Below are 13883 nucleotides of genomic sequence, written 5' to 3'. Positions count from 1 at the left end.
GATCATTTATCCATATCGACAATCTGGGCCTGTGATCCTTGATCAGCACCCATCACCCTCGCCAGTTATCGGCACGCTTTTTGAAGTCGATCTGCTTCCACTCCGCTTTCCAGAGCGTGAGATATTTCACGTCGCTGGACGAGGGTTCGGGGTCGCATTTCTCCACATACACGACGCACGGCATGATGACAGCGTCCCCGATCAGAAGCGCTTCCCCTTGTTCCAGCGCGGGCATGCCCTCGGTCAGATTGCCGAGGGTATCCGGCAATAGGCGACGGACATAGCTTTGATCATCGGGATTGGTGAGGCGCATTGCCAGGAAGTTGGAGCATTGCGAAAAAATAGTTTCTGAAATTTCAGACGGCCGCTGGCTCGAAATGAGAAGGCTAATGCCGTACTTTCGGCCTTCTTTGGCGATGCGTTCGATTGCAGCCAGGGAAGCCTTGTAGCGAGCAAGGCCACTCTTTGGCGCGTATTTGTGCGCTTCCTCATAAACCATCAGGAATGGCTGTTCAGTCTTGCTTTCAACGCGCCGAGCATAATAGCAAAAATCGAACATTAAACGGGAGATCAGCGAAACGGTAATGCTGAGCAGTTCAAAGGGGATGCCGCTGAGGTCGATGATGGTGACATTCGACTCGGCTCCCGCCTTGTAGCCGGTAAACTGTTCAAGTACCTGCTCCAGGGTCGCTGCTTTGGCCTTCGCACCGAATATGAAGTCAAGCCGGGAGTTGGATATCTTTGATCTAATCCGACGCTCGAATTTGTCGATGCTACCGTCGGCATAGTGGCCTTTGTTGATTTTGCTACGTTCCGGGGCCGCGAATTCCCGCAACGCTTTGCAATAATGCTCAAGCTGCGCCTCCACGTCATCGAACTTTTCGGTCGTGCCGTCCTTAAACTTGATATGCAGCGAGTTCTCAGCATCTTTTGTTTCCCGCGTCAGGTTGCGGAAAGCGTTCGCTACGTGCTGAATGTCATATCGAAGCGGACTGTCGAAATTGACCTTCTCGACGGCAGGATTGCTGATCTTCTTGGCGATGGTCACTACGGAACGGAGCAGCGACTCCTGGTTGTAATTGTTGTTGTCCCCCGACTCAAGGAACATATCCTCCATCTCGTCTTCGTTGAGAAGCCAATATGGCAGGACGAGGTCATCGACGGTGATGACATTCGCCTTCGGAAACGCCGTGGCATATTCGGAATGAAGATCGAATATCAGGATATGAGAGTTGTTGAGTCCCTGGTATTCGCCGGTTTTGGCAGATATCGCCTTTTGCAGAACTGACGACACACTCGATGATTTGCCCGATCCCGAAGCACCAACAACGGCAATATGTTTGTTGAAGAACCGGTCGCCATGAACAGGTACGACGATATCACGTTGCCGAGTCAACGAAGAAAAGCAAAAGCGTTCTTCAGCCGCATAGCAGTCGGCATAAATGGCTGCGATTTCGGCTTTAGTCGCCGGGACCACCTTCTTGGGTGGAATAGCTAATTCGTCGCCGCCACGATTGAATTTTCCGTCCTTAAGGGTCCCGAGAGGATAGGCGTCGATCATATAGACGCGCTTGTAGTCAGTGCCTCCATCGCCTTTAACCTCTTTCATTTCGATTGAAAAACTTTCGATAATACAGATGAGGGAAACGTTTTCGTTGTCGGAGACTTTGAGAAAGGACCCAACACGGAGAGATTCACCCGCCGTCTGGAAGTTCAACAGATCATCAACGGCTACTCGAACCTTGTTAGGGTAAACGGCGACAACTTCGGCATTGGCGATTTCCTCAGTCATTGTAAGTCCTCAGATAATTTTCTTGATTGTAGAGATGCTGCTGACGGGGATCGAATACATCCGACTCTTTGGGTACGACATCGCAATGGTCGCAGGGCGTTCAAGGAAGAAGTCATAGATGTGGCACAACTTCCGTCCCATCCCATCGAGGACCTCCTGCAACTGGATTTCGTCGTCCACAAAACGAATTTCGATCTGGTGCTCTTGGGTTTGTAGGCTATGGACATGATCGCTGCGGAATGGCGATCCGCGATATGGGAAGCCGTCCACGAAAACTGTTCCAGTATCGAAAAGCTCGTTTTTCACTTGCGTAGTAAGTTTTTCATCTGCGCCGCGTAGCAGGATGAATGGTGCATACCGGTCAGAATTCTGGATGCGGCGCTTCTTAGCCGAACTCCAGTTGTTGCCGATTGCCCTGAGTTGATCGCAGACAACCGAAGGGTCTGTTGCCGCATTGCATTCAATGATGAAAGCGCGGACGATTCCTGGGCCGTTCGTCGGCGAGAAATACAGGCGTTTCATATGCTTCGCATACTCGATTGCTTCCTTCTCTCGTAGAAGCCAATGATTATGGACAGCTTGAGTGCCCTTGAGCACTTCCTGCAGATTACGACGAGTGGTCTTGCGATTGTTGTGATCTTTTTTTGTGGCTAGTGTGGCAATGTAATCGAGGGCTATTGGATAGTGAAAGCCCTCAGCCTCAACCGCTGAGACGTCTTGGTTCTTCCGTATTGTTTCGATGACGAGGTTGCGATGTTCAGAAAATTCCGTCGAAATTTGTATACTGAAGTTTTTGCAGAACGCCCCAATCAATTCATCAGGCACTGCCGCTCCGTCGAGTAGGGATTTCTTCTCGTACGTTTTTGTACCTTCAGCAGTCTTCACTTCCTTCCGGTATTCCATTACCGATTTAAATCGCTCGATGGAAAACTCACCAATATCGATCTTAACTTCTGAAAAGTGCCCGTACAGCAGATATTTTCGGCCTGCCCGTTGTGCCTCTTCGAGCCCATGGAAATGAACAAAGAGCTTATGCAGGGGATCACGCAGCACCGATTCTGTCAGATTCTGCTCCGCGTAGTATTTTACCTGGCCGTAAATTACGCCTTCCTCGGTGTAGCGGTCGAAGTCTTCAATGCCCTCGATGACGACTTCATCGTTCAGGTCCGCGTTCAGGATTTCGAGCAAAGTAGCGTCGAGTTGGTAAAAATACCCCCTGATCGAAGCTGTCGCTTCGCGTTTCTTGTCTACCTCCAGCATCCAAGCCTCCGAATCAATCCCTGATTGACATTATAGGAGAGAGCAGCTTTTGGCCCCGCTCTCTCGCACATCGAAACACCAGCATGACGATATCGCGTGCGCGACGAGGAAGCCTAACGTCTGCGGGAAGACATCGGCTAGCTTGTCCGTGCATAACCCACCAGTCGAGCGGTCTTCGGATCATAGGCAGCCTCGGTAATCGAACCATCTCGGATACGCTGAACCGCCTCGTCAATCACGTGGAGCGGCACCAAGAACCACTCCCTTGGCCTGACCGGGTGTCCAAAGCGATCCTCGATGGTGAGGTCGAGCTGTGCAGCGCCGAACAAGTGATGAAAGATGTTTTCCAGTTTGACGCGATTTAGGTTGTGGAGCTTGTAGGTGGCAACCACCTCCACACCCGCCAGCAGGTACGTGGCATCCTTTTCAGCGCCTGCAATGCGGGTCTCTACGCTACCGCCTGTCACACCTATCTTGTGAATCAAATCACGGTGTTCTGCGACGAATGGATGATTGGAAAGGCTCCGCAGCACGTAGATAGTTCCGGTTTCAATGTCGTCAGACTCCGACGCGTCGCCGAAAAGCGGTCCCATATCGGGGTCGGATAGACGCCGGCCTGTCTCGTCCTTGTACAGCGCCCGCTGCAATGAGCGCCGGAGTAAGTTGCTTTCAGTTCCATTGGCATAGATGACCCGCAAGCGCGCGTCGCTCTCGCCATTCGGGGCCTTAATGGTGTCGCCAATTCCCGCTACATAGGCAAGTTGGCCGCCCACAATGAAATAGTTGCCGTCCGCCACGCTCGCATCGCGACCAAAGCGCAAGGCCTTGCGCACGCCGGACTTCAACTCTTGTTCCGCCCGCTCGAACAGTGGCTGGAATCGCTCAAAGTCGTTACAGGCAATACGGTCCGCAACGTCTTCGGCGGCGCGCTTTTCAACACTTGAGCGGACGTGCCGTAGCAGGGTGATGTCGTTGTCGTCGGCTGTTTCGGTGCTAACACCCAACTCGGCCAGCAATGCGTCGTCGTCCAAGGTATCAACATTGGTACTCGCCACCTCAACACCGGCCAGCAGCCCCGGATCGTCTAGCTCTGCCAAAAGGGTCCGCGCTTCCGGCAGCTTGCGCAACTGATCGAGCCTCACGGCATAAAGCCGCTCGAAAATGTCCCGGCCTTCGCCGTGCTGGGGCACTTGTCCATGTGCGTGGTGGAAGCGAAGGATATCCTCAAAGCCCGCAATGATGCGTTCCTCACGCGGAGTCCGGCTGAATACCTTGAGCGGGGCAACTTCAACACCCAGCGCATCCAACAGTTCGTCGTCGTCCATATCAGCCATTCGCGCCTCCCGCTTGTGCCTGCGCTGCCTTGGCCTGTGCGCGGTAGCGTGCAAAGGCAGCTACTCCTTCGGCCATGCGTTTTTCCCAAGCGTCGGCCGAGTTGATGTCAGGCAGGCGGCCACGCTCGTTCTTGAACTGCAAGGCCCGCGTTGACAGATCGCGGGCTTCGTCCTCGGGGATGCTAACCTTCTTCGCCGCAATGGCAGCTTGCACTTGACGCAATGACTTCTCGTCCATCGCCTTGGCCAGCACCGCGTAGGCGGCGTCAAAAGGGTTGATGTGATCGATAAGGTCAATGTCGAGGTCACGCACGTTGACGAACTTGCGAACGCCATCCAGCAAGGCCGTACTGCCCTGTACACCGCTGCTGCCGCTGGCGTCTGCTTGAGCCAGGGCCAGCTTCGCCTGCTGGGTGATGTTCATGGCGGCGATGGCGTGCTGCCGGACGGCCTCCTGGTCACTCTCGCTAAGCTCTGGATAGCGCTCGCGCACGATCTTGCCCATGCGCAACTGCGTCAGCTCTTCAGGCAAAGTGTTTTCCTTGTCGAACAGACCACGTTCCAGAGCGATCTTGTCCTGCAAGAAGCTGGTGACCACCTCATTCAAGTCTTCCTTGCAGATACGAGTGGCCTCGGGCGTCTCTGGCTTGGCCAGGCCGTTGATCTCGACGTGGTATTGGCCCGTGGCCTCGTTCACGCCGACGTTGACGCCGCCCTCCTGGTAACCCTCGCCGCCGTTATAGAGAAAGCCGTCCTGGGCACCCGCATTCTTGGGAGTGAACTCGTAGCGGGGTGCCAGCACCTGCTCCATCAGCAAGCTAGCAGAAATTGCCTTGAGCATGTCGTTTACGGCCTCGGTCACGGCAGACTGCTCGGCTGCCGGCTCCGCAATAAGGTTGGTGAAGCGCGACCGCTCCTTGCCTTTGGCATCACGTGTGGCGCGGCCGATGATCTGCACGATTTCGGTCAGGCTGCTTCGGTAGCCAATGGTCAGCGCGTGTTCGCACCAGATCCAGTCGAAGCCTTCCTTGGCCATGCCCAGAGCAATGATCACGTCCACATGGTCGCGGTTGTCCTTTTGCGCCGGGTCTTTCAGCGCACCCAATACCCGCGTGCGCTTGGCCGGATCGCTGTCATCCACCAGATCAGCCACCTTCAGCACACGACCTTCTTTGGTCTGCACCAGATGAAAGCCCGTGGCGGGGTCAACGCCTGTCCAGGTGCCCAACCCGTGCATGATCTCATCCACTTCGCGCTGCTTGTCCTTCAGGCTCTCGCGCGCGTTTACGTTGGGAATGTGGACAATGGTCTTCAGCGCCGGGTCCAGCACCTTGGTGACCGCATCGACATATGGCCCGGTGTAGAAGAAATAACCGATATCCAGCGACTTGAGCCACTGGTAGCCATTGAGCTGTTCGTAATAGGTGTACGTGATCGTCTCGAACCGTGACTCATCCGCAGGGCCCAGCACCGCCTCGCTGTCGCCACGAAAATAGGAGCCAGTCATAGCCACCAGATGCACCTTGTCGCGGGCTATGAAAGCACCCAACTGGCTGCCTAGCACGTTGTCCGGATTGCTGGAGACGTGGTGAAACTCGTCGATAGCGATCAAGCGGTTATCAAAGGCAGCGATTCCCATCTCTTCCACTGCAAAGCGGAAAGTCGCATGCGTGCAGACCAGCACTTTGTCTCTGCTGGCCAGGAATTGGCGCACCGCACCCACCTTAGATTTGGCCGCGCGGGGCTCATCACCACCTGGCGCGTTGCAAAGGTTCCACTGTGGGACTACCTCCCAGTCCCAATAAAAGCCGAATCTGGTCAAGGCCTCGTCAGCAAAACTGCCGCCTATGGACCGCTCGGGCACCACCACGATAGCCTGCCTCAGGCCCTGGTTGTGCAGTTTGTCCAGCGCGATAAACATCAACGCACGGGACTTTCCCGAGGCTGGCGGCGACTTGATCAGCAGGTACTGCTCACCACGCTTCGCGTAGGCACGTTCTTGCATTGTGCGCATGCCCAGTTCGTTGGCCCTGTTCGATGCGCCCGTCCGTGCCGTAAAGATGGACACCGACGGTACCGTGTAGGCATTAGTAGGGTTGCCAACGTGGTTGCTCATGATGTTTTCTTTCTCCCCTTTGCTGGCTTCGCGGCGGGCTTAGTCTTCTCTGTTACCGTCATCTTCGTGTACAGCTCAAACAGCTTTTCGAGACGCTCAGTGTCATTTTTGAAGCGGCGGCCAATATAAATTCGTTCCAGCACCTCGTCATTGCGCTCGTGGGCACGACGTAGGTTATCCGGCATATTCTCCGGGTCGTAGAGGTCGGCGATGGTGGCAGGGAAATGTGATTCACGGGCCAGTAAGATATCTTGGGCGCATTGCGCCATGTCGGCCTTGCTCTGTTCCGTAAGCAAAGGGACCGGAAAGGTGTTCCAACCGAGCGTGTTCGAGTAGCGAAAATCTGTTTTTAATCTTCCACAAACTGCACCAATCCAGATTATGTGCAATCTAGACGCTACTATTGAAAAATTCCATAAATCAGCACCGTAAATTACGCGCGCCAAGTCCGAAACAATCGTGTCATCGTTTGTTATCGCACAAGGAATATATTCACGCCGAGAGGAGGAAACTTTAGGCACGGCAACCGCCAAAACAGAAGAATGCGGCGCGAAAACGAATCGATGCGGTGTATTGACCCCTCCTTTCGCCTGATCGCCTCGACTCGCCTCACGGGCATGCTGAACCTGCTGCAACCTTTTTTCTATTTGAAGATTGGTACGGGCATGATCGATAGAGTTATCGTCAATCCATAAGCACCAACGATCCCCACCGTTAATCAACTCCCGAGACCCAATAAACCGTTTTAAATAACGCGCGTGATGAGGGTAATCGCCGATAAATTTTAGCCCTTCAGCGTAAGTCATAATCAGATGGCCACCATCTGATGGACTATTACCAGTCATCATCTTCGGTAAATCACTAATTGGCTCAGATCGCTTTGCTACGACAACTTGCGAGCCTTGCGTCAAGTACGGGCTAATTGACGAAACAGTTCTTTCCAGATCATCACTATAGATTTTCTTATCTCTACCTGAATTCGCTCCAATACCAACAATAATGCATGTAACCCCGGCATTATTGGCCGCATTATTGCTCCATGCAAACGAGGTATGAGCAAAAACAATGTCTAGACCCAAATCAAATATGTAGGGCCATAGCATTGCAACTTGCTCGCCCTGACAGATCGAGTTTGTGGCTACAAAAGCTGCTAAGCCGTCGGTGCGCGAAACATATTGAGCAGCCTTGACAAACCAACCGGCAACGTAGTCTAGATCCTTGAAGGATGAGACAATCCCGCCGAAAATCGATTTCAAGTCCTCCTTCTGCTCGTCCTTTTGATTTACGCTTCCCTGATACGGGGGATTGCCACAAATATATGTTTCCCCTCCTTCATTCTCAAAATTAATTTGTGCCTGATTAAAAGGGCCGCCGAATAGGTCTTCAGCCAAAACTTTCACGCGTGTCCCAGTCGGCGGGCATATGGTCAACCAGTCGAGCCGCAATGCATTGCCGCAAACAATCCAATTCTGTGCGTCCAGTGGTAGAAACTCTGCAAGAGCGTCCTTCTGTCCGCGATACAGCACGTCGCACTGGAACTCAGCAATGATAAGTGCTAGGCGCGCAATTTCTGCAGGGAAGTTGCGCAGTTCGATACCCCTGAAGTTGGTCAGTGGAATCTCGCTACCCAGATGCAGTTCCCCCCTCCGGCGATTGATCTCCGCCTCTATCTCACGCATCTGTTTGTAGGCGATGACCAAAAAGTTACCTGAGCCACAAGCTGGATCAAACACCCGGATACGAGCCATGCGCTTGCGCAGGTTCAGCAGCTTGCGCTCGTTGTCACCGGCCTCGGTCAGCGCAGCACGTAGGTTGTCCAAAAACAGTGGGTTCAACACCTTCAGGATGTTGGGCACGCTGGTGTAGTGCATGCCCAGGGCGCCGCGCTCCTCGTCGTCAGCCACAGCCTGGATCATGCTGCCGAAGATATCGGGGTTGATCTCGCGCCAATTCAACGCCCCTGCGTGCAGCAGGTAAGTACGTGCCATGCGCGTAAAGCGCGGCACCTCGGTGCTGCCTGAGAACAGACCACCGTTCACGTAGGGGAAATTATTGGCCCAATTAGGCAAACGTGGCAAGGCCGTGGCGCGCTCGGCCGCCTTGATATTCATCGCGCGGAAGATTTCGGACAGCACCTCGTGTGCGTCGCTGCCGTCGCTTGCGCTCATCTGATCCACGGTCTGGGTAAATAGGCCGTTGCCGTTGAAAATGTCGGTGTCTTCGGCAAAGAAACAAAATACCAAGCGCGCCATGAAGTGGTTCATGTCTGGCCGGCGGGCATCGCTGGCCCAGTCCGGGTTCTCACGCAGCAGCTCGACGTAGAGTTTATTCAGGCGTCCCGTGGCGCGCACGTCGATTGGGTTGTCCTTGATTTCCTTGATAGTGGAAATGCCAGCGAGCGGCAGCAGGAAACCGAAGTGGTTCGGAAAGTCCGAATATGGGCTGACAATGGTTTCACCACTAGCCAGTTCCTCGGCTTCCAGCGTCTGCCCATCGGTGGCAAGGATAAATTTAGCCTTCGCCTTCGTCGTGGCGGGGCTGGCGCGCAAGGCCTTGAGCCCCGCACCCGGAGTGCCAGCCTCGCAAACCGCGATGTGGATGTTGTTGCGCAGAAGCACACCACCGGCGATGTCTGAGGCATTGTTGTTGCCCGTGCGCAGACGCTTGAGAGTGGTGTCCTTGTGGCCGAAGGCAGCCAGGAAGGCGTAGGGAAACTCAGCCGCATCGAAGGGCTGGAATGCTAGTTCTGAAAGGGCTTGCTCGATTTCTACTGCGTTCATGCAACCTCTTGCCTATGTGACTTCTTCCCGCTCGCGCCTGGCTGGGGCTCACCAGGCGACACGTCGCTACGGGGCGCCACTTTATAAATGGTTGTCCGCGAAACCTTGTAGCGTTCTGCGATCTGGCCAACCGGGATAGTTGGGTCAGACATCAGGCGCTTGATCTCTCTAATTTGTCGTGCATCCAACTTTGGCTTGCGTCCCCCAGACCGGCCACGCGCTCGTGCCGCGACCAGACCAGCCCGTGTCCGCTCCCGAATCAGATTGCGCTCGAACTGTGCCAGCGCCGCAAACACATGGAAGACCAGCTTCCCAGCCGCGCTAGTGGTCTCGATCTTCTCGGTGATACTCTCGAAACCAATCCCGTTCTCCTCCAAGCCGGCGACGATCTGCACTAGGTCCGGAAGGCTACGTCCGAGCCTATCCAGTCTCCACACCACGAGGGTGTCCCCCGCTCCTAGCGCTTTCAGACAATGGTCAAGTTCCTGTCGAGCAGCAGTCTTGCCGCTCGCCGCCTCTTCGTAGACGGAGCTGACCCCAGCCAGGCGCAGCGCGTCGCGCTGCAGATCCAGGTTCTGGTCATCCGTCGAAACGCGGGCATAGCCGATCCGTTGATTCATTGACAGTTGCCGGACGTTGAAAAATTGATGGGAATTTTAACAGATTGAGGTGTTTCTGGCAGCTCGTCAGCATGCAGCGCAGCGGCATCCTGACAACCACCGTTTGCCAGCAATTTTGGCAAATGGGCTTCAGTTGCTCCCTCATTACTTACACAACAAGGTGCAAATACCCCTAAAGGAGCAATCCTCAGGAACTGATTAGCCGTCGCTGCAGATGGCGTACATAGAAGGTGCAGGATTCTGCACGGTACCGTGCAAAATAAAGACACGTTTTGTGCGCGGACTTACTGAGCGGCGAATCGCAGTATTATTCCTTTAAAACAAATACAGTGAGGCATATATGGCGAGGTTCACGCAACAACAACGAAATAAAGCGCGCGAGCGTTTTCTTGCAGAGCATCCGGAGATAAAACGGCACATTGACTCAATCACCGACGAATATGCCAAGAATTGCAACAGCAGCTTGGAAGATTGCAGGTCATTAGAGACAATGCTTGCGATAGATGATTATGCAGAGAAAAACGGACTCGATGATCACGAACTATTTTTGCACTACATTGCAGACAGCGCGGAAGAGTTTCAGCGTCTTTTAGCAGAGTGGCGAGCCATGATCGCTGACATTGATCCGCTGAAATTCCCGGCAAGCTAAAACCACATCGCCGCTATGGCTTATGCAAATTTTTTAGCGGCTAAAATTTCTAGCTAGAGATGAGTCCTTACAGCCTGCACGGCAGAGTACATCCTCTCCTGATTAGCTCGAATCTCCTTCAGGACATCAGCAATCATCCGTCCACCGCCCAATTTCTCAGTCGAGTAAAACTTCGATTCGTCGGCAAGCCAAAGCTTCAATAACCCTCCCAACCGCCCAAGATCAGCGTTTATTTTAGCCAACTCTCTGACGCACTCATGATCCAATACAGATGACATGCGTGCCCCCTGCCCCACCAATCGCAGGTAAGTGGAAACACTATGGCCGCTGATCTTTGCCAGTCCCTCAATCGTAGTACGCTCCTCGGGCAGGCAATAGACTTTAATTGGGTTGCAACCTTTTCGAGTCGCGGAAGCGACGCCCACATTTGCTGCTTTCATCTTTTCCTTTACAAGCTAAAGGAGCAGGATTCCCGTTGAGCGCCAGCCGGCGCGAATAAGGGAAGTGAAGTAGGCCCATTCGCTCCCGAGTGGGCCTACTTCACACATCCTGCCCGCATTAACGCCGTCAATTTTTCGCGAGCAGCCCCGATTCCTCCAGCCTTCCCGGCTCGATTTCATGAAAACTCGATTACCGCACTCAAATTGCGCTCCTCGAACGCAAATTGAACGCTGGCGACTCAGAAAAACATGGGCTTAGAACAGAAGTTGAATAGTTCAATCATGTCAAAGCAGATCTTCTTTTTTTGGAGCAGGATCAAATCCGAATCCTCTTGCAAGAGAGGCGTTCCTCGGCGAACCATCGCGCCCGATCTGCTCCACTTTCAGCGGTCCTAGAGACCGTTTTCCAAGATGAATCTGATTTACGTAACGGCGAAAGGCCTGATAGCTAAAAGCAATGCGCCCCTCTTCAGATAAGGCCCGATAAATGGCAAGCACAGACCAACCATCATCAAGCGCGAGTTGAATGTCATTACGAAGCGCCAAAACCACTGCGCGATTCGCATGAGGTGACGCCGTTGTCTTGCTTTTGACACGATCAGCAATTCGTTCAGATAGCGTTTTCAAAAAATCTCCCAATTAATCCTCAAATACACTCCATCCAAAGATCATGAATACCGCTTTCTCGCCCTCTTTACCTCTGCGTCCTTGATTTGCCCGCGTATCGATGCGAGTTGAGCCTTAGCGACATCTCGTCCACTTGGTACCGCAGCCTGCTCGCCATGCACTACGGCCAGGCCGGTCGCCGCTGCGCCGGCCTTCAGCTTTTTCTGATATTCCAGAGCTGCGGCGGGCACAAACTTCCCGACCCCAGCAAGTTCGGCGAGTCGATGAAGCAAGCCAATTGGAGACTTTACGGCGCGCCTCAACATATGCCCAGCCAACTCGTAAAGAACTAGCTGTCGCTGATCGACTGGGCACCTACTGAGAATTTTTTCGCAATGCGGACGCAGTTCATCATTCAACTCTGGTGGCCAATGAATATCATCCACCGCGGAGGTGGTGTTCTCAGCGCCTGGTGCAGCAGTATTTTCTATCGCTACAGTAGTAGTAGTAGTTTTTTGTTCTTTTAGTTCTTGTTTAGTATTAGTTCTTATTAGCGTCGGCTTCTCCGAATTCGGCAAGACCGCAACCGGTTTCACCGCATTCGGCTTTTCCGAACGTGGTGACTTAGATCGCTGCGGAATACCACCTGGCGGCGAATCAGTTAAATCCCAAAAAACCTGCGAAAACCGCCCCGACTGCCGCTCTCGCCGAATTGCCAAATATCCAGCCGCCTCCAATTCCTTTAACCCGGCTCGCGTCCCATCTCGGCCAGTCGGCTTCAGACTAGACAGATGCGCAAGATAAAAGCGAAAGTTGTCAGGAACTGAGAGCATAAAAATTAGCAACCCCAAGGCTTTCCAGGATAAACGCGGATCGTGAATAATATCGTTCGGTATAGTCGTAAAGTCTCTCTGAACGTGTCGACGAAGAATAATTGGCTCCCCCATACCTCTAGCCACCTGCCAGAAATTCGGCCACCTGAGATGTCCGAAAGTAGACTCGTCCTCCGACCTTCAACTTCGCCGCGTTAAATTTCGCAGCCCACTCGCCCGGACCTCGAAGGCTTATCCGCAACCCATCAGGCGACCTGTCGAGCACTGCGGCCAACTGACTCAAACTCAATAGAGGGCCATATCGCCTTACGAGTACTTCTTCCAATGTCATCAGTAAATCTCCAGAAACAACCGAATGTTTCCGAAGAATAGATATTAGAAGAATTGCCTACACCTCGATGATTGGCCATAATGGTTGTCATGGCCAATTATTTGACAATCGAAATTTGGAAGGGCTGTGATCCCGCCGTTGCCAAAGCTACCAGTCAGTTTTTGAATCAATGGCACCCCTTCTCGGCTGTGTCGAGGCGCTACCCCATAGTGCAACTGATACAAAAGACAATTGATCCAGCTGTCTTCGCATATTTCGCCACCCTTCCTGCGGCATACTCTGGCTTCTTTCCAGGGGCCAGCACTCAGATCAGTTTTAGTACGATTATTCGACAAGTTGGCATGGAGCCGACGAATCGGCTTCAGCGCCTGATGCTGCGCCAATTCATCAACACGATTGATACGCAAGACGAGAGAGATACTCAATTTGTCGCCACGCTCGAAACCCTGATTGAGTTAATTGGGGCTTGCGTCTTGAAAAAAAGCTGCTCGGGTTCCACTGCGCGATACTCAGGGCCGACCGCGCGAACTTAACAGCATGCGCCGACTTTCGTTTTGTGAATTTTGCGGCGCATATTCGGAATTAAGCACCTTTGCCAAGCAGGAATTCAGCTGGCGCGGCAATTCCGAAAATGATGAATTGAGACTAAGCAGCCGATACTGCAACAATCATCGGCCGAAGCTGGCAAACGGCGAATGGAATCCCAAGTACAGGCAAGCCAAACGATCCTTGAATCGATTCAATCTGGAATTGGAAAGATGCACTCGCCAAGCGACCAGGAGATCAAAGCGAGGGGCGGCTCAAAGTGGAGATGCAATTATCGATGACTACTTTTTTCATTTTTTCACCCAGCAGACCCTGACACCGGCAGACCAAGCGGATCTTCGCAATTTGGCTCGGAAAATGGTCGATAGAAATTTCACGGACTCCAAAAAGAAAATCCTCGCACTTCAGCTATCTGGACTTAACCAGTCGGAAATTGCCCGAGTACTGACGACAGAGGAAAAAACCTTAAGCAGACAGGCCGTATCTAAAGCCCTGGCATCCATTTCCGATGAACTACGTCTTTGAATTATGGAAGCTCCTTAAGCCCATGAGAACGTCAACCAAAATGACCAATTA

At 53.1% G+C, this 13883-nt stretch carries 12 protein-coding genes; 3 read left to right on the top strand and 9 right to left on the bottom strand.

The window, feature by feature from the left end; genetic code table 11:
• Window positions 1–52 precede the first annotated feature (52 nt).
• The 6 genes from herA to ACLRDN_RS11745 all read right to left on the bottom strand — a co-directional run bounded on the left by herA (window position 53) and on the right by ACLRDN_RS11745 (window position 9902).
• Window positions 53–1792: an anti-phage-associated helicase HerA gene (gene herA / locus ACLRDN_RS11770; protein ID WP_413460159.1), complete on the bottom strand. Its 1740-nt coding sequence runs from the start codon at window positions 1790–1792 to the stop codon at window positions 53–55.
• A gap of 9 nt (window positions 1793–1801) precedes the next feature.
• Window positions 1802–3052, bottom strand: coding sequence for a DUF4297 family anti-phage-associated protein (locus ACLRDN_RS11765; protein WP_413460158.1), 1251 nt, complete (start codon window positions 3050–3052; stop codon window positions 1802–1804).
• A 137-nt stretch (window positions 3053–3189) separates the two neighbouring features.
• On the bottom strand, window positions 3190–4386 hold the full coding sequence (locus ACLRDN_RS11760; RefSeq protein ID WP_413460157.1) for a GIY-YIG nuclease family protein: 1197 nt from the start codon (window positions 4384–4386) through the stop codon (window positions 3190–3192).
• Entirely contained in the window at window positions 4379–6502 is a 2124-nt protein-coding gene (locus tag ACLRDN_RS11755; RefSeq protein ID WP_413460156.1) for a DEAD/DEAH box helicase, read from the bottom strand. The genes ACLRDN_RS11760 and ACLRDN_RS11755 overlap by 8 nt, the downstream gene beginning before the upstream one ends.
• Entirely contained in the window at window positions 6499–9282 is a 2784-nt protein-coding gene (locus tag ACLRDN_RS11750; RefSeq protein ID WP_413460155.1) for a class I SAM-dependent DNA methyltransferase, read from the bottom strand. The genes ACLRDN_RS11755 and ACLRDN_RS11750 overlap by 4 nt, the downstream gene beginning before the upstream one ends.
• Window positions 9279–9902: a recombinase family protein gene (locus ACLRDN_RS11745; protein WP_413460154.1), complete on the bottom strand. Its 624-nt coding sequence runs from the start codon at window positions 9900–9902 to the stop codon at window positions 9279–9281. The genes ACLRDN_RS11750 and ACLRDN_RS11745 overlap by 4 nt, the downstream gene beginning before the upstream one ends.
• A 340-nt stretch (window positions 9903–10242) precedes the next feature.
• On the opposite strand from ACLRDN_RS11745, the gene ACLRDN_RS11740 reads away from it, so the two are divergent.
• Window positions 10243–10551: a DUF6388 family protein gene (locus ACLRDN_RS11740; protein WP_413460153.1), complete on the top strand. Its 309-nt coding sequence runs from the start codon at window positions 10243–10245 to the stop codon at window positions 10549–10551.
• Between the two features lie 53 nt (window positions 10552–10604).
• On the opposite strand, the gene ACLRDN_RS11735 is transcribed toward ACLRDN_RS11740, so the two are convergent.
• The 3 genes from ACLRDN_RS11735 to ACLRDN_RS11725 all read right to left on the bottom strand — a co-directional run bounded on the left by ACLRDN_RS11735 (window position 10605) and on the right by ACLRDN_RS11725 (window position 12544).
• Window positions 10605–10991 (bottom strand): plasmid mobilization protein, encoded by a 387-nt coding sequence (locus ACLRDN_RS11735; RefSeq protein WP_413460152.1) that lies wholly within the window; start codon window positions 10989–10991, stop codon window positions 10605–10607.
• Between the two features lie 285 nt (window positions 10992–11276).
• Entirely contained in the window at window positions 11277–11618 is a 342-nt protein-coding gene (locus tag ACLRDN_RS11730) for a TraK family protein (RefSeq protein WP_413460151.1), read from the bottom strand.
• A gap of 41 nt (window positions 11619–11659) precedes the next feature.
• Window positions 11660–12544 (bottom strand): hypothetical protein, encoded by an 885-nt coding sequence (locus tag ACLRDN_RS11725; protein WP_413460150.1) that lies wholly within the window; start codon window positions 12542–12544, stop codon window positions 11660–11662.
• Window positions 12545–12850: 306 nt separating this feature from the next.
• Here ACLRDN_RS11725 and ACLRDN_RS11720 point away from each other — a divergent pair, with 306 nt between their 5' ends.
• Entirely contained in the window at window positions 12851–13294 is a 444-nt protein-coding gene (locus ACLRDN_RS11720; RefSeq protein ID WP_413460149.1) for a hypothetical protein, read from the top strand.
• A gap of 4 nt (window positions 13295–13298) precedes the next feature.
• Complete coding sequence (locus ACLRDN_RS11715; RefSeq protein ID WP_413460148.1) at window positions 13299–13832, top strand: hypothetical protein; 534 nt, start codon at window positions 13299–13301, stop codon at window positions 13830–13832.
• Window positions 13833–13883: the final 51 nt, after the last annotated feature.

It is taken from the genome of Herbaspirillum huttiense (assembly GCF_047300815.1).
Taxonomy (GTDB): domain Bacteria; phylum Pseudomonadota; class Gammaproteobacteria; order Burkholderiales; family Burkholderiaceae_D; genus Herbaspirillum; species Herbaspirillum huttiense_A.
The sequence above is the reverse complement of the archived record's forward strand: the minus strand, read 5'-3'. Positions and strand labels throughout refer to the sequence as shown.